Below are 16,537 nucleotides of genomic sequence, written 5' to 3'. Positions count from 1 at the left end.
CGGCGTCAGGCTGGTCCCTCAGGCACTATGATGCGCGTGGAACAGCTTGCCGCCCTCGACGACGTACACGACCGCCAGTACCGCGACACCGATCGCGAGATACCCGATCGCGAGCGGGTAGGTCGTGCCGTTATACGACTGACCGATGAGCGACCCGACGATCACCGCCCCGACGCTGGTGATGAACCCCTGGATCGACGACGCGGTGCCGGCGATGGACCCGACCGGCTCCATCGCCATCGACCCGAAGTTCGACCCGCACAGACCGATGCAGGTCATGCTCAAGGCCTGGAACACCATGTAACTTGCCAGCGTCTCCATGCCCGATGCAATCAGTCCGATGTGGCACACGGACAGCGCGATCAGTCCCAGGACGGCGCTTTGCGAGATCAGCCTCGTGCCAAGTCGCTCGACCAGCCGGCTGTTGGCGAACGATGCGCAGCCCATCGAGAACGCGCAGACCGCGAACAGGATCGTGAAGCGCTCGCCGGCATGAAACTGATCGACGAAGATCTGCTGCGCGGACGATACGAAGGCGATGATCCCGCCGAACGTCATCGATGCCGCGATCGCATAGCCCAGCGAAAACCGGTTCGTCAGCGTCAGCGTATAGCCCCTGCGAAGCGCGGCTATCGACAGCGGCGTCCGGTTCGCGACCGGCAGTGATTCATGCAGTCGCGTGAAGGACCAGACCAGGACCAACGCGGCGAAACCGGCGAGCGCGTAGAAGATGAAGCGCCAGGGGCCGAACGCAAGCAGCATCTGGCCGAGGCTCGGCGCCATGATCGGCACGAGGAAGAAGATCATCTGCGCCACCGACAGGGTCCGCGCCATCTGTCGACCGGCATAGCGATCGCGCACGATGGCGACCGCAAGCACGCGGGTCGACGCCGACATCAACCCCTGCAGCACGCGGGCGCCGAGGAGCGCCGCGAAAGTCTGCGATCCGGCGGCGAAGATGCTCGCCAGGACGAACCCGGCGAGCGTGACGAGCAGGATCGGCCGGCGCCCGTAACGATCCGCCAGGGGACCGTAGACGAGCTGCCCGGTACCGAACCCCAGCATGTATGCGGTAATGATCCACTGCCGATGGTTGGCCGTCGCGATGTTCAGCTGATGCCCGATATCGGCCAATGCAGGCAGCATCAGATCGACGCCGAGCGCATTGACGGCCATCAGCGCGGCGATAAAGGCAACGAACTCGCGTGGTTGCATCGACGGGTCAGAGATCTTGACGTTCATTTCCTGCGCCTAGGCGGATCGCGTCGGGAATGCCACGGAAGATCGACCGCTGCGGGCTATGCCGCTGGGTCTGCAAGACTATACGCTGCGGCGCGTGGGGTGTGACGGCACTCCTGAAGGACGAACCGACGCCCTTTTCTGCGCACCGGCCGTAATGCAAATAAAATTTCGTTTTCGTCCGACCGATCCATGTTTGTTTGTTTCTTTTACACCTTCTTCACCCATGTAGACCGGCATGATCGGTTTGATTACCCGCCTGAGGCAGTTGCGCCACTCCGATCAGACGATCGCCGCCTACGTGCAGGAAACGCTGGTCGAGTCGCTCTACGCCTCGCCGCAATCGCTCGTGATCGGTGCGGTGACGAGCAGTGCGATCACGATGATCGTCGCGGTGGTCAGCGGCAACATGTGGATGATCGGGTGCGCGATAGCGATCACGCTGGTCGCAGGCACACGGATCGCCGATGCGCTGCGTTTGAAGGCGAAGAGCGCTTCGGGTTTTCAGCCCCGGCGATCGGCGCCGGGACTTTGGGCGCGCCAGCAGGAACGGCTCTACCGCTCCGGCGCGATCGGGTATTCGTCCTTGCTGGGTACGTTCGGACTGCTGACCCTCGTCAACACCAATGACGGCGTCCTGCAGCTGCTCGCGGTGACGACGACGATCGGCTATGCGGCGGGGATCGCCGGCCGCAACGCCGGGCGGCCGTGGATCGCCCTGTCGCAGCTCAGCTTCGCCTCGGTACCGTTGGCGATCGGGCTGCTCATATCGTTCGAACCGCTCAAGATCGCGCTCGCCGTCGTCATCCTGCTGTTCGTCGTCGCGATGATGGATATCACCCTGCAGACCTATGGCGTGATCCTGAAGGCGACGGTCGCATCACGCGAGAAGGCGGCGCTTGCCGAGCATCACGCGGCCGTCGCGCGCCGCGACGACCTGACCGGCGTCGCCAATCGCACCGCGTTTCGCGAGCAGTTCGAGGCGCGGTTGCAGGACCTGTCGAATACGGATCATTGGCTGGCGATCCACTGGCTCGATCTCGATCGCTTCAAGGAGATCAACGACTCCTTCGGTCATCTCGCGGGCAATGCGCTTCTCGCCGATATCGCACGGCGGCTCGATCGCGCGTTCGGCCGTGACGGCGTGGTCGCGCGATTGGGCGGCGACGAATTTGCCGTCGTGTGCACCGTGACGTCGTCGGCGGCGGCGACATCGATCGGCCAGACCATCCTGACGCTCGTCGAGAAGCCGGTGCTGCACGACGGCCGCTTGCTACAGGTGAAGGCGTCGATCGGCATCGCGATCGCACCCGCGGACGGTGTCGATGCCGACACCCTGCTCAAGAACGCCGACCTGGCGCTGTACCGGGCCAAGGACAGCGGCCGCGGGCAGATGTGCTTCTACGAGCCGCTGATGGACGAGAAGATCTCGCGCAACCGGGACTTGGCCGCCGAAATGCAGGGCGCGCTGGGACGGGGCGAGTTTCATCTCGTGTTCCAGCCGATCTTCGACCTAGCGGGCGAGCACGTGCTGTCCTGCGAAACGCTGTTGCGGTGGACCAACCGGCGTCACGGCGCGATCTCTCCTGCTGAGTTCATTCCCATCGCCGAGGACACGGGCCTGATCGTGTCGATCGGCGGATGGGTGATCCGCGAGGCGTGTCGGATCGCCAGCGCATGGCCGGAGGCGGTGACGATCGCGGTCAACCTGTCACCGATCCAGTTGCGGTCGGCCAATCTCACGACGGTGATCGTGAATGCGCTGGCCTCAAGCGGCTTCGCGGCGGAACGGCTCGAACTCGAAGTGACCGAGTCCGTGCTGCTTGAGGACATCGATGCGTCGCTCGCCGCGCTGGAGGGGATCAACCGGCTTCGCGTCCGCACGACGCTCGACGATTTCGGCACCGGCTATTCCTCGCTGAGCTATCTCACGAAATTTCCGTTCCAGACGCTCAAGATCGACCGCTCGTTCATCACCGATCTGGAACAGAGCCCGGCATCGGTCGCGATCGTGCAGACGGTGATCGACCTCGCCGCGAAACTGGGGATGCGGACGGTTGCCGAGGGCGTCGAGACACAGGCGCAGTTGACCCAGCTACGCCGTACCCGATGCGATGCGGTGCAGGGATTTCTGCTCGCGCGGCCGATGCCGGCAAGCGTGGTCGCGACCATGCTCGCCGGCAACGTCCAGAAAACGCAGATGCGCTCCTGAGATACTAGCTGGCCTGAGATCCTAGTCGGCCTGAGCCCCTAGTTGGTCGCCTTGGTCAGCAAGCGGGTTTGCGCCCCGACCAGACGCCGCATCAGTTTCAGATCGAACTCGCTCAGACGTAGCGCGGCATCCGCCCATAGATCGACGACCGCCTCCAGTTCGGCAAGCGGCAGCGGATTGACCGAGCGCGACGCCTCGTAGATCGCGCAATGCCCACTGTGGCGCCGACGGTTCTGACGAATATACTGCTCAACCTCGGCGCGCCCTTTGCCCGGATCCGCCAGCGCGTGGACGATGCCCAGATCATAAAGCTCCTCGGCGCTGTAGGTCCTCCCGCTCAGGATCATCTGCTCGGCCCGCGCGGCACCCAGGCGTCGCGACAGGAAACAATGCGCGCCCATTCCGGGAAAGAGCCCGAAATTGGTTTCCGGCAGGCCGAAGTTCGTGCCCCTCTCGGCGATGACGACGTTGAACGACAGCAACGCCTCGAAGCCGCCACCCAGCGCATCGCCCTCGACCAGGCCGATCGTGATGATCGGGTGATCGAGGCTAAGCATGTTGCGATGCAGGATTCGAACGCAGGCGCGGCCGTAGCGGACCAGCGCCTGACGATCGCCATGACGAATATGCTCGGCAAAGAGATCGAGATCGCCGCCCAGCGAAAATACGCCGGGAAAGCGCGAGCCTAGGACGACATAGCGGATCGGCATCATCTCCGATGCGCACGCCTCGGCGATATCGTTTTGCCATTGGCCGAACTCGGCAAGCAGCCCGGGATTAAAACTGGGGCGGACCTTTTGCCGCATGTACGTCCACAACGTATCGAGTTCGGGATCGAACGTGACCTCCAGATCCGCGAATGCGAACGGTTGTCGGGTCAGGAGCGACGCCGGTAGTGCCATCGGCCCGCGATGTTGAGCCTGGCCCCGGCTGGCGGACATGACGTATGGGTATTCGACAGTCATCTCGACTTCCTTCTTTACGCACAGCGGTTTGCTGCCGGGAAAGATTAGGCGGAGTTCGCGTCAAATGCGGGTGTGTAATGCACCGGCCGGGGTGGTAAGTCTTGCCGCTATTCAATTGCAATACGCAAGACAATCGTCGCAGATGCTGGCTGCATGACATAGGTGCTTGTTTTGATTGTAAGAGTCGGACGCCGGCGTCGCGCTGGGATCTCGGCCGCAATTCAGTCCGATCGCGCTACGGCAGCAAAAAGCGTTTCGACCACCACACTTGGCAGAACCGGTCATACAACCAACCCGCGGGCTTGCGCGCCGTCGTTTTCACCGTCAGACCTGTGTGCAGGACGGGGATATTCGACATGGACATTGCACGACGCGACCTGATGATCTCGGCGGCGGCGCTGACGCTCACCTCCCGCGCGTTCGGCGCGGGGACGCGCGATCGACCGCTGGGCTATGCGATCGTCGGACTGGGCTCTTACGGCCTCGACGTCATCATCCCACAGTTCGCGAACTGCACGCACAGCCGCCTGGCCGCGGTGGTCAGTGGCGATCCCGCCAAGGCGAAACGGGTCGCCGCGGAGCACGGACTGCCGGCACGATCGGTCTATTCGTACGCGACCTTCGACACGATCCGCGACAATCCGGACGTCGACATCGTGTATGTGTGCCTGCCCAATTCGATGCACGCCGAATATACCATCCGCGCGGCGAAGGCCGGCAAGCACGTGATGTGCGAAAAGCCGATGGCGATATCCGTCGTCGAGTGCGAGGCGATGATCGCCGCGTGCAAGACCGCGAACCGCAAGCTGATGATCGGCTATCGCTGCCATTTCGAGCCGACGAACCTCGAAGCGATCCGGCTGGCGCGCGCGGGGACGGCCGGCAAGATCCGCTATGTACGCTCCGAACATGGTTTCGTGCAGCGCGACCCGTCGAAATGGCGGTTGAAGCGCGCTCTGTCGGGTGGCGGGTCGTTGATGGACATGGGCATCTACAGTCTTCAGGCAGCGCGCTACATGACTGGCGAGGAACCGATCGCGGTGACGGCGCGCGAGTCGACCGATCGTCGCGATCCACGCTTTACCGAGGTCGAGGACATCATCGACTGGACGCTTGAATTCCCCTCGGGGGTGATCGCCAGCTGTCAGTCGATGTACAGTGCCAACCAGAACCATATCCTGTTGATGGGCGACACGGGCCGCATCGAGCTCGAGCCCGCGACGCGGTATGACGGCAATCATATGTGGCTCGGCAAGGATGGCCGCGAGCGCGAGGTCATGGCCCCGCCCGGCCCCGGCAAGACGCAGTTCGCAGGGCAGCTCGATCATCTCGTGCAGAGCATTCGGACAGGTCGCGAACCGATCGTGTCGGGGGAGGAAGGCCTGCGCGACATGCGGATCGTGGAGGCGATCTATCGCTCCGCGCGGGAAGGACGAACGATCCGCCTGGATGGCGCGCGGAAGGATCGCGCATGAAGCGCGCGCTGACGCTGGCGGCGGGGATATTGGCGGGCCTGATCGGTGCAGCCCCCGCAGTAGCGGCGACGCCTTCCGCACCGGCGACTGCAGTCGATCCGACCGGCTTCGCCTCGGATGCCGAGGTAAAGGCGCAGGTCGCGGCGATGGCCGCCGCGATGAAACCCGGACAGGGCTTTGCTTACCAGCCATTGGTCCGCGATGGGACTACCGTCGCCGCGCTGGAATATTGGAAGAAGCCGGGCCGCCCCGCGGTGCACCCCGATCAGGCTGAATATGCGATCGTCATTGCGGGCGCAGGCACGCTGATCTCAGGCGGTACGCTTGCCGAACCGCAGGCGGTCAAACCCGATCTCACCGAAGGTGCGCGGATCGTCGGCGGAAAGACGCGGACGCTGGGACCCGGGGACATATTGCTCATTCCGGCCGGCGTGCCGCACTGGTTCGGGATCACCGGAGGGCGACTGGTGCTGCTCGGTATGAAGCTGCCACGGGGACGCTGATCTCAGGCTGGCCGGCCGCGATCCTGCCAGCCTGCGCGCAATGGCAGGCGGAGCACGCGGTCGTTCGCGGTCAGGTACAGCGCACGACCGCGCTCCCCGAAGGCGCAGTTGGCGATCGGCCCGCCGGTCGATACGAGTCCGAGGGGCTGCGCGTCGGATGAAAGGAACATCATGCCGCCCGGCACCGAACAGATCAGCGTACCGTCGTTGGCGAGTTTCATGCCGTCGGGCAGCCCCGGTGCGTCCTTGGCGAGCATCGGTTTGGCATCGAGGAACACGCGTGAGCGCTGCGGCCGCCCCGTCTTGTCCAGGTCGTAGACCATGATTCGGGGCGCGGTTTCATCCGAAACTGAGACATAGAGCCGCGTCTCGTCGGGCGACAGGGCGATGCCGTTCGGACGGGTCAGCGTGCCGTCGATGAGATCGACCGCCCCACTCGGCGTCCAGCGATAGACGCCGTTCACTGGCGTTTCCTTCAGCGACGACGCATCGCCGTCCGTCAGCCCATAGGGCGGGTCGGTGAAATAGATCGTGCCGTCGCGCGCGACATGCAGGTCGTTCGGGCTGTTGAACCGTTTGCCGTCATGGCGATCGACCAGCACCTCGCGGCGTCGGGTGACGAGGTCGAACCGGTCGATCGACCGTCCGCCGCTGTTCGCGATCAGCAACCTGCCCTGGCGATCGAGCGCCAACCCGTTGGCGCCGGGTTCGCGGACCCGTTTCGGATCGGTCCGCGCCGCGCCGGACGGCGTCAGAAACGGTCGGGCGATGCCGCCCTTCTGCCATCGGCGCACGACATTCGCTGGCGGGTCGGAGAACAGCAGATACGCGCCCGCATCGACCCAGAGCGGTCCCTCCGCCCAGCGTATCCCGGTCGCGACGACCGATACTCGGGCGTCGGGTGCGACCATTCGGTCGAACGCGGGCGACAGACGTTGGATATGGATAGCGGTCGCCGCGTCCACCCGCCCCGGCAAGGTGGCGAGTGCGAGCGCGCCGAATATCATCGTACGCCGGTCCGGCGTCAGGGTCGCATCGGCCACGCCGTCATGCCTCGAATTCAACGAAGGTCCTCCAACCCTATGACGGTCTCATGACGGCAGCGACGGCCGCAGGACAGTAAAGCTGCAGGAAATCCTCGTGCGCAGGAAGCGCCGCGACCTTGCCCGCAACGTCCGCCCTCATCGCGTCGAGCGTCTGCCGCAACCGCGTCTCACCCATGATCTTTGCCATGCGGTGATGCGCATTCGGCAGCAGGCGCTGGCCGACCATGACCTGCGCCCAGGAATCAACACGGAAAAGCTCGTCCTTGTCCTGATAGGCGATGCCGTTTTCGCGGAACAGCTCGATGCGCTCCTGCAGCGACTCCGGTATCGCCATCGTCCGAAATGCACGCCAGAATGCGGTATCGTCACGTTCCGTCAGCACATAATGCAGCACGATGAAGTCGCGAATCCGCTCGATATCGGCCGTGCCCTGCGCGTTGAACCGTCGCGCCGCTGCCGCATGATTGCCGTCGAAGGGAAACATCTGCAACAGCCGCGTGATCGCGATCATCGAGAGATGGATCGCGGTCGATTCCAACGGCTCGACGAAGCCACCGGCAAGCCCCAGCGCAACGCAATTGCCGCGCCACGCCTCGCGCCTGCACCCCGGTTCGAAGCGGATCAGGCGAGGCTCGAACAGCATTTCGCCCTCGACCTCGGCGATCAACCGCGCCTTTGCTTCGTCGGCGGAGAGGTGGCGGCTGTCATAGACCAGGCCGTTGCCAACGCGGTGCTGGAGCGGGATCCGCCAGCGCCACCCCGCACCGTGAGCGATCGCCCGGGTGTAGGGCATCGCCGGTCCGGTCGCGCGCGTCTGCGTCACCACCGCGCTATCCGTGGGCAGCCAGTGGCGCCAGTTCTCGAACGGCGAGCCCAGGGTCTGGCCGATCAGCAGCGCACGGAAGCCGGTGCAGTCGATGAAGAGATCGCCCTCGATCCGCTTCCCCGATCGCAGGATCAGCGCCGCGATGTCACCGCTTGCATCCTGTTCGACCCGTTCGATGACCCCCTCGATACGTCGCGTCCCTGCTCCCTCGGCGACTGCGCGGAGGTGCCGCGCGTACAGTCCGGCGTCGAGATGATAGGCGTAGCTGAGCTCCGGTGCGGTGCCGCCGATCGCGAACCGGCCTGCGTCCGCGGCCTGAAGCTCGAGGCAATAGTCGCCGAAATCGCCCCCGAACCCAGCCTCGCGTGCCTGTAGCCAGAAGTTGTGGAACGCCCCCATCCAGGTGGACTGCCCGGTTTCGCCGAACGCGTGAATGTAGCGATCGCCGATCCGCGCCCAATTCTCGAACGCGATGCCGAGTTTGAAGGTGGCCCCGGTTTCGGCCATGAACCTTTGCTCGTCGAGGCCGATCAGGCGGTGGAAGGCGCGTACGGTCGGGATGGTGGATTCGCCGACTCCGATCGTACCGATCTCCTCGGACTCGACCAGAATGATGTCGAGCAAGGCGCCGAGTTGTTGCGACAACGCGGCCGCGGCGAGCCAGCCGGTCGTTCCGCCGCCTGCGATCACCACGCGACGCGATTTTTGCCCGTCGATCATGCTGGCCATCGCTATCGGTTCAATCGCTGCTGGACCTGCGCGCGCAGACGCCGTGCGGCCATGTCGTCGAGCGTGCCGAGCGCGCCGCGCGCATGCGGCGGGAGATGCTCCCCCGCGCGGTCGGCGGGACCGAACACGTAATAGTCGAACATCGCGCGCCAGGCCTGCTTCTCGCCGACCGGCCGGTCGCGCAGGCTGAGCAGCGCGTGAAGCAGCGTCGTCATCGGCGTATCGACGAAGGCGGGGGCGTCGTTCCACCAATAATTGACCATGACGTTGAAGTCGTCGAGCGCCTCGACCTGGTGCCACCACAGCGCCGGGTAGACGAGGACGTCGCCGGGATCGAGTTCGGCGACACGGGCGGCGGCGAGCGCATTGCGAAATCCCGGATACCGCGCGTAATCGGGCGAAGGAAAGTCGACCATGCTGACCATTTGCCCCCCGGGCGTCGGTTCGAGCGGCCCGGGATACAGGTTCGCGACCTGGTCTGGGGGAAACAGCGTAAAGCGACGTCGCCCGACCAGCGGGCAGGCGATATTGTTCGACATGTCCCAATGCGCCGCGGCGGTCGTCCGATTCCCGATCCAGAGGCTTGCAAGCGATGCGCCACTGCCGGCCAGGACATCTGTACCCACGACCGGGTTATCCGCGCGCAGACCGGGGAAATATACGTCGAGATCGGTCGAGCCGAGATAGACCGACTCCGGTGCCTCCGTCGAAATATTAGCACGGATACGTTCGAGAAAATCGGCCAGCGGTGCCCGTCCGGCGGTATAGTTCATCCCGGTGAGATCGGCGTTGTAGAAGAAGCGTCCGCCGATATTGGGCGCGCCGACGAATCCGACCACCGGCCGCCCCGCATCGAATTGCAACAGATAGGCCATGGCCGCTTCGACGCCGCGACGCCCGGCCTCGACGAGTGGCAGGTCCGCCGCGATCGCCTTCAGGACGACCGGTTCGCCGGCTTCGATCAACGCCGAGATATCCACGTCTGCGCGCGCAGCCCCTTCGATCGTCCGCACCGACGGCAGCGTCGCCATGTCGATCACCGTCCCGACAACCTGTCGGTCTTCCGTTCGATCAGATGCGGAACCGTCCCCAGCGACGCGATCGCCCAGAATGCGGCCTCGAGATACCCACGTGATTGCAATCTGTGCAACGCCGCGCCGTCGAGTGCCGCGAGCCGGTCGGCGGAGATCGTGTACAGATCGTCGAGCGTGTATTTCGTCGTTTCGTCCAGCATGATCTCCACCGCGACGGGTTCGATCAATCCCTCCGCCTCGAACGCATCGAACACCGGCTCGTTCGCGAGTACGCCTGCATGGATGCGTCGCAGCACGTCGGCGATGGCATTGAGATACGGACTGTTGCCGCCATGCGTCAGGAAGACCGGCTGCCCTTTTCCCTGCCCGGTTCCCTGACCCGTCCCCTGCCCGGCGCCCTTGGCGACGCGCGGATGGTCGAGATCGATATGGATCATCGGCTCGTCCTCGCCGCCGTCCTCGGAACGCTGCACGCCGATCGAAAACGGACCACGGCTGTGCAGCGCTGGAACGTACCTTGCCCGCCATTCGCCACCCGCGAGAAACAGGTTTTCGTCGCGATCCAGCCCGACCAGCGCCACCGACTGATATTGTCCATTTTCGGCGCGGCGGAACAGGATCGGATATTCGCGCTGCACGTCCTGCCATTCGGTCGGGAAGACGAGCACCTGATTCACGGCATCGCCGAACTCGGGTCCGTGACCCGTTGCGATCACCAGATCGCCGTGATCGATATTGTTGAGCAGGACGATGTTCGTCACGTTCAGCCTCGTGTCGGTAAAGGGAAGACCCCGCATCATGAACAGTGCACAGGCCACGCGCAATGCGTGCCCCGTGTACCGTGCCAGCCCGGCATCGGGGCCCTCCGGTGGTCGCCTGCCCCGAGCGATGTGCGGCTCCGGGCAGACTCTAGACTCTCTGGCGACCCTCAGCCGGGCCGTTTTATCGCGCGGGCGATCAGAAGCGGAAACGTCCACCCAGGAGGAAGCGGCGTCGGAGTTCCTGGCCGTACCACAGCTGGCTTTCGTCGCGCGCGTACGTCCTGAGCTTTTGCTCGGTCAGATTGATACCCTCCAGCGACACGGCGAAATTCGGCGTGATGTCGTAGCTGATATTCATGTCCACCTGGCCGAACGGCTTGGTGAACTCTGGATTGCGCGAATCCTGCCGGTTGATCCCGGACAGGAACTTGCCTCGCCAGTTATAGGCCAGACGGACCGACAGGCCGTATTTGTCATAGATGAACGTTGCGTTGGCCGTATCCGACAGGCCGAGCAGCGCGAACTGATTTTCGGTCCGCGGTGCGCCGATGTTGAAGCCGACATCGCCGCGCACCAACGTGTAGGCCGCGCCGATCCCGAAGCCGCTCGAGCCGAAGAAATGCTGCCCCGCGACTTCGAGGCCGTAGATCTCGGCATCCTTGTTGTTGACCGGTCGGGTCAGCTGGAATTGGTACAGCGCGTCCGTACCGTTGGCGACGACATCCCGGCTGCTGTTGATCTGCTTGACGAAATCGTCGTTCAGCGACCGGGTGGTGGCGTTGTAGTTCGCCTGGAACACGGTCGTCGCCGCACCGATCGAACCGGTCTGATCCAGCAGCGCGGTAAGGGCGAACAGGTTCACGTCGCTCTGGTCGGCCCCGAGAGACTGCAAGGCGGCCTTGGCCTGTCCCGAACGCGTTCCCGCGGCACCCGAGCTTGGATCGCGCAGGCCGAACAGTTCGGTGGTGAACTGGCCGTTACCGATGAAGTTGCGCACCCGCTTGTCGAAGATGCCGAGCGAAACGTAACTGTCGGACTTGTAATACCATTCGATCGATGCATCGAGATTGTCGGATTCGAGCGGGATCAGCTGGGCATTGCCGGTCGACCCCGACGCGATACCGCCGTTTGCGATCGGCCGGGTGGGGCCTGACACGCTCGTCGACGTGAACAGGCTGCCATATTCGGGCCGGGCGATCGTCTTGCTGAACGACAGGCGACCGATCAGATTGGTCTGCAGTTCGACCTGGAAATCCATCGACGGCAGGAAGTTGTTGTACGACCCGCCATCGGTGAGGAAGCTGTTCTGGTTCGAGATGACGACCGTATAGTCGTTGTCCGAGACCCAATTGATCGCGGCCGGCACCGCCACCAGCGACGTCGAGGTCGACTTGGTGTGCTCGTAGCGCACGCCGGCGACCAATGTGGCCGGTCGATTGGCCAGTTCGCCTTTCCAGGTCACCTGACCATAAGCGGACCAGATCTTTTCGCGGACCCGGTTGTCTTCGTTGGTCGTCACCCCGATCGCGTTGCCGGTGCCGGCATAGAATGGTGACAGGATCGAGTAGATGTTCGCCGCATCGCCACGGAATGCGGTCTGCGATTCCGGATCGTTACCGGGGTCGAAATGCTTGAATTTGCAGACGAGACAAAATGCCTGCAACGCGCCGGGTGCCAACCGTTCGACGTCGCCGGGATTGGTGATGCCCCAATCGCCCAACACCTGCTGCGTCGCGACCCGTGTCTGGTGCATGTTGGTATCACGCAGGTTCCCGCCGAAGTCGAACCGGCTGCCGCCCCCGAGATCCCAACCGAAATCGGCGCGCAGTTCCTTCACGCGCTGGTCCTGCGTGGAGGCGTAGGTACGCCCGATCTGCGATCCGACCTGATTTACCGTCAACGGACCGTTGAGCGTGATGTCCTGCTTCGGAATGTCGCCGGTATAGTCGACCGAGTGCGAGGTCACGACGTTCGCGGCCATGCCGACCAGCGTCGAGCTGTTGCCGTTGGGGTTGTCCGGCCGGCTCGATGCCTTGCTGTAATGGCCGTCGAGGTTGACCGTGAAATTGTCGGTCAGCTCCCACTTGCCGTTGAGGCCGAAATCCTGAACCCGGCTTTTTTGCCCGCGGTTCTGCGCCTCGAATCCTTCGTCCTTGGCGCCATTGATCGTCTCGTGCAGATAGTTTGCGGTGGCGACCACGGGGTTGGCGTCGAATCGTACTTCGTCGAACGGACGGCTGAACCAGTTGGAGAGATCCGAGCGGATTTCCTTCTGCGTGTTCTGCGCGAACAAGGCATCCGCCGTCAGCGTCAGCGTCTCGATCGGCTTGAACTGGACCACCGCCTGGCCGTTGATGCGCTCGCGACTGCCCTCGGCATAATGGTAGCGGCTGTCGTTAGGAAACGCGATGAGCTGGTTCGCGTTGGTGGGGGCGCCGGTGATCTTCGTGCTGCCGTCCCCCTTCGTGAAACCACCGGTCAGGAAGTCGTTGTAGGACATGACGTTCCAGTCGTTGGACGTCGCCGAGATCGAGGTGAAGTTACGCTTCTGGTAGCTGCCGAACAGCGAGACGCCGAACCGGTCGGTCGGGTCGGCCCAGCTTACCACCCCGGACAATTCGGGCGTGACCTTCGATCCGCAATCGAGGCAGCCATCGGTGCTGGTATCGTAGACGCCCTTCGCACCGATACTGCCCGTCAGGCCGCCCTTGCCATCGAGCGGACGGCGGGTGACGACGTTGATCGTCGCGCCGATGCCGCCGGTCGGTACCGACGCACGGCCGGTCTTGTAGACCTCCAGTGTACGGACGCCCTCAGATGCGAGGTTCGAAAAGTCGAACGAGCGGCTCGCGCCCTGTGCGCTGTCCGAATTCTGATCGCCACCGACGACCTGCACGTTCGCGGTGGCCAGCTGGCGACCGTTCAACGTGACGAGATTGTAGCTCGGACCAAAGCCGCGGACGGTGACCAGCGCGCCTTCGCCATTCGTACGGTTGATCGACACGCCGGTGATGCGCTGCAACGATTCGGCGAGGTTCGTGTCGGGGAACTTGCCGATATCCTCGGCGGAAATCGCGTCGACGATGCCGGTCGAGTTGCGCTTGATTGCGATCGACCGTTCGAGGCTGGCCCTTACGCCCGTGACGACGATCTCGTCGCCCGCCGGGGCCTGCGCGGATTCGGATGACGGTGCTGCGGCCGGTGTCGTCAGCTGTCCCGCCGCGGTCGTCGGGTCGGCGGAGGTCCCAGGCGCCGTCGTCGGCTGTGCATTGGTCGCCTCTGCGCCCGTCTGCGTCTGTCCGAACGCAGGTCCGGACACTGTAAGACACGTAGCGAGTGCCACGACGGACGCTGAGCGCGCGAGCGCAGACGAAAGACCTACAGCCTTCATGTTCATCCCCTCTTCCTCGCGATCACCATGACCGCGGCCCCGCACCGCCGATTATTCTTGGCTTGTGCGAGCGCTACCATAACTGGTCATAAGACCTTGGCAATAAGCATTCAATTTGGGAATAGCGTTCGAGGTGCCGAACACTTGCAATTGCTATGATGCAGAGCAAGATGCGGGAGATAATGCCCAATGAATCCGGCGATCTACCTGTTTGCCCGGAGGAGATTAATTCATTTTGGTTGGAAGATCAGGACGCTCGGTGTTCCAGCGCAGTGCGGGTTTGTCGTCCCCACGTCTGACCGCCGCGCAGAAACGCCACCCAGCCATAGATCGCACCGACGTGACGCAGAAGCTGGAAGGTGAACGGCTCGGCGATCGCGGCAATGATGGCGGGCCCGAGCCCGAGCCCTTCGCGCTGCCCTGTCCATCGCTTGTAGATGCCGAGCGACCAGACGTGGAAGCTTAGATCGATGGCGATCTTGACGATCATCACGATCAGGATCGGCAGCGCCAGCGCGAACCGTCCGGTGATCACCAGTCCGATCAGGATCGCGAATGCGGTCAGTCCGTAGATCGGCTGCACGGTATCCAGGGCCTTGACCGGCAACATCCGGGTGCCGAGCCGGCCATAGGCACGGTTTCCGACCATGTCGCGGTTCCAATGCTGCGTCTGGAGGAACCCGCCGAACCAGCGCTGACGCTGTTTGAGGAACGCGGGGATGCTCGCCGGGGCATCGGTTCGCGCCAGTGCCCCGCCCACGACGCGCACCCGCCAGTCGAGCCCGGTATCGTGGGCATGGCGATGGAGCCGGTGGATCAGTTCGTAATCCTCGACCATGCAGTCGGGATCGAAGCCACCGACCGCGATCACCGCGTCGCGCCGGAACGCGGCAAACGCACCGGAGATCAACAACAGACCGTTCAGCCGCATCCACGCGTCGCGCGACAGGAAGTTGCGGACATATTCATAGGACTGGAACCACTCGAACAGCCGACCGCCGAGCCCGGGTCCGCAGATCGGCGCGAGCACACCGGTCGCCGCGACCAGCTCGGGTTCCGCGGCAAAGGCAGCGCGCATCGCCGCGATCGCGCCGGGTTCGAGCAGCGTATCGGCATCAACCGTCAGGACGATCGCCGCGTCGATCCGGACGAGCGCAGCATTGAGCGCCCGCGCCTTGCCACCATGCGGCAATCGCAGCCACGCGATGCGCGTGCCGCCGATATCGACCGACGCGACCTCTCCGGGCAACGGCACGGCGAGCGCATAGCCGTCGCGCATGACCGACGGCGTGGCGTCGTCCGATCCGTCGTCGGCGATCATGATCGTCTCCGGCGGGCGCTCCTGCGCTAGCAACCGGTCGATCGTCAGGCGGATGACGCTGGCCTCGTTGCGCGCCGCGACGATGACGCCGAAACGCGGTGCCGGCCTGCCATCCAGGGCGGGCGGCGGCGCGTAAGCGAGTTCGCGGATCTGCCACGCCGTAAACACCAGCAGCGCGGTATCGTAGAGGATATAGGCGATGCCGACCGACCACACCGCAAGCCCCTGACGGAGGAAGGCTTGCAGCACCAGCACGGCGAATATGAGGGGTACCGCCAAGCCGATCAGGCGGCTGGCGATCGGTACGCGCCGTGGCGACAGGCGCGGCGATTGCGCGGCGAAGATTGCGGTCATCGGTGACATCGCGCGGTGCGTACCGCGGGCCAGATGAATGGGCTATTGCGCAAATCGCGAACGCGGAGGAAAGACCCGCCGCGACGACGAACGAGGCGAAGGCGAATGGTCAGGAAATACACCGGGGTCGCGATCGCGCTGCACTGGCTCGTGGCGTTGGGCATCCTCATCAACGTCGGGCTCGCCTGGGTGTGGCCGTACCTTGCCGACGATCATGTCCGCCCCGTCATCGACCTGCACAAGTCGATCGGCATCACGGTGCTCGGTCTGGCGATCATGCGGCTGCTGTGGCGGCTGACGCACCAGCCGCCCGCGCTGCCGACCCGCTATCAGCGCTGGGAAGTTACGGTATCGCACGTCACGCATTGGCTGCTATACGCGATCATCTTCGCGGTGCCGCTGTCGGGCTGGATCATGGACTCGGCGTGGAAGGATGCCGCGACCCACCCGATGTATCTCTACGGTCTGGTCGAATGGCCGCGAATCGCGTTCGGGTCGATCGATCCCGCAACGCGCGAGACGCTGCATTCTGTGTTCGGCGCCGCGCATGCGTGGCTGGCCTATATCCTTTACCTGCTGGTCGGTCTGCACATCGCGGGGGCGCTCAAGCATGAATGGATCGACGGCCACCGCGAACTCCGCCGGATCGTACCCGGCGCCGGACGAGACTGACGCTGCGCG

General features: G+C 64.1%; 12 protein-coding genes. 4 read left to right on the top strand and 8 right to left on the bottom strand.

All coding sequences use genetic code 11. The features are described from left to right. Positions 1–18: 18 nt before the first annotated feature. Positions 19–1,215 carry a multidrug effflux MFS transporter gene (locus U1707_RS00900; protein ID WP_332799011.1) on the bottom strand — a complete coding sequence of 399 codons (1,197 nt, stop codon included), beginning with the start codon at positions 1,213–1,215 and terminating at the stop codon, positions 19–21. A gap of 262 nt (positions 1,216–1,477) precedes the next feature. Between U1707_RS00900 and U1707_RS00895 the strand changes: the two genes are divergently transcribed. Further along, on the top strand, positions 1,478–3,451 hold the full coding sequence (locus U1707_RS00895; protein WP_332798283.1) for a putative bifunctional diguanylate cyclase/phosphodiesterase: 1,974 nt from the start codon (positions 1,478–1,480) through the stop codon (positions 3,449–3,451). Positions 3,452–3,489: 38 nt separating this feature from the next. On the opposite strand, the gene U1707_RS00890 is transcribed toward U1707_RS00895, so the two are convergent. Continuing rightward, positions 3,490–4,416: a crotonase/enoyl-CoA hydratase family protein gene (locus tag U1707_RS00890; protein ID WP_332798282.1), complete on the bottom strand. Its 927-nt coding sequence runs from the start codon at positions 4,414–4,416 to the stop codon at positions 3,490–3,492. A 356-nt stretch (positions 4,417–4,772) separates the two neighbouring features. Between U1707_RS00890 and U1707_RS00885 the strand changes: the two genes are divergently transcribed. Continuing rightward, positions 4,773–5,891, top strand: coding sequence for a Gfo/Idh/MocA family protein (locus tag U1707_RS00885; RefSeq protein WP_332798281.1), 1,119 nt, complete (start codon positions 4,773–4,775; stop codon positions 5,889–5,891). After that, positions 5,888–6,394 (top strand): cupin domain-containing protein, encoded by a 507-nt coding sequence (locus U1707_RS00880; protein WP_332798280.1) that lies wholly within the window; start codon positions 5,888–5,890, stop codon positions 6,392–6,394. The genes U1707_RS00885 and U1707_RS00880 overlap by 4 nt, the downstream gene beginning before the upstream one ends. A 2-nt stretch (positions 6,395–6,396) precedes the next feature. Here the strand turns inward: U1707_RS00880 and U1707_RS00875 are convergent, their stop codons facing one another. From U1707_RS00875 to U1707_RS00850, 6 genes are all read right to left on the bottom strand, one after another. Further along, positions 6,397–7,437, bottom strand: a complete 1,041-nt coding sequence (locus U1707_RS00875) for an SMP-30/gluconolactonase/LRE family protein (RefSeq protein ID WP_332798279.1) — start codon at positions 7,435–7,437, stop codon at positions 6,397–6,399. Between the two features lie 37 nt (positions 7,438–7,474). Then, a complete protein-coding gene (locus U1707_RS00870; RefSeq protein ID WP_332798278.1) occupies positions 7,475–8,986 on the bottom strand; it encodes a tryptophan halogenase family protein in 1,512 nt (503 codons plus the stop codon). An 11-nt stretch (positions 8,987–8,997) separates the two neighbouring features. Beyond that, positions 8,998–10,026: a cupin-like domain-containing protein gene (locus U1707_RS00865; protein WP_332798277.1), complete on the bottom strand. Its 1,029-nt coding sequence runs from the start codon at positions 10,024–10,026 to the stop codon at positions 8,998–9,000. A 5-nt stretch (positions 10,027–10,031) separates the two neighbouring features. Then, positions 10,032–10,790, bottom strand: coding sequence for a SapC family protein (locus U1707_RS00860; RefSeq protein ID WP_332798276.1), 759 nt, complete (start codon positions 10,788–10,790; stop codon positions 10,032–10,034). 196 nt (positions 10,791–10,986) lie between these two features. Beyond that, a complete protein-coding gene (locus U1707_RS00855; RefSeq protein WP_332798275.1) occupies positions 10,987–14,181 on the bottom strand; it encodes a TonB-dependent receptor in 3,195 nt (1,064 codons plus the stop codon). Positions 14,182–14,428: 247 nt separating this feature from the next. After that, the gene (locus U1707_RS00850) at positions 14,429–15,856 is read right to left on the bottom strand and encodes a glycosyltransferase family 2 protein (RefSeq protein WP_332798274.1); all 1,428 of its coding nucleotides are present in this window, start codon (positions 15,854–15,856) and stop codon (positions 14,429–14,431) included. Between the two features lie 105 nt (positions 15,857–15,961). On the opposite strand from U1707_RS00850, the gene U1707_RS00845 reads away from it, so the two are divergent. Further along, positions 15,962–16,528, top strand: a complete 567-nt coding sequence (locus tag U1707_RS00845) for a cytochrome b (protein ID WP_332798273.1) — start codon at positions 15,962–15,964, stop codon at positions 16,526–16,528. Positions 16,529–16,537: the final 9 nt, after the last annotated feature.

Origin of the sequence: Sphingomonas sandaracina (assembly GCF_036663695.1) — a bacterium.
In the GTDB taxonomy this organism is placed as follows: Bacteria; Pseudomonadota; Alphaproteobacteria; order Sphingomonadales; family Sphingomonadaceae; genus Sphingomonas.
Note: the sequence above shows the minus strand (reverse complement) of the source record. Positions and strands in the feature narration are given on the sequence as shown.

Coding starts and splice junctions, on each gene's coding strand:
- U1707_RS00900 (WP_332799011.1), bottom strand. CDS start 1,215: ATGCAACCACGCGAGTTCGTTGCCTTTATCGCCGCGCTGATGGCCGTC.
- U1707_RS00895 (WP_332798283.1), top strand. CDS start 1,478: ATGATCGGTTTGATTACCCGCCTGAGGCAGTTGCGCCACTCCGATCAG.
- U1707_RS00890 (WP_332798282.1), bottom strand. CDS start 4,416: ATGACTGTCGAATACCCATACGTCATGTCCGCCAGCCGGGGCCAGGCT.
- U1707_RS00885 (WP_332798281.1), top strand. CDS start 4,773: ATGGACATTGCACGACGCGACCTGATGATCTCGGCGGCGGCGCTGACG.
- U1707_RS00880 (WP_332798280.1), top strand. CDS start 5,888: ATGAAGCGCGCGCTGACGCTGGCGGCGGGGATATTGGCGGGCCTGATC.
- U1707_RS00870 (WP_332798278.1), bottom strand. CDS start 8,986: ATGATCGACGGGCAAAAATCGCGTCGCGTGGTGATCGCAGGCGGCGGA.
- U1707_RS00865 (WP_332798277.1), bottom strand. CDS start 10,026: ATGGCGACGCTGCCGTCGGTGCGGACGATCGAAGGGGCTGCGCGCGCA.
- U1707_RS00855 (WP_332798275.1), bottom strand. CDS start 14,181: ATGAAGGCTGTAGGTCTTTCGTCTGCGCTCGCGCGCTCAGCGTCCGTC.
- U1707_RS00850 (WP_332798274.1), bottom strand. CDS start 15,856: ATGACCGCAATCTTCGCCGCGCAATCGCCGCGCCTGTCGCCACGGCGC.
- U1707_RS00845 (WP_332798273.1), top strand. CDS start 15,962: ATGGTCAGGAAATACACCGGGGTCGCGATCGCGCTGCACTGGCTCGTG.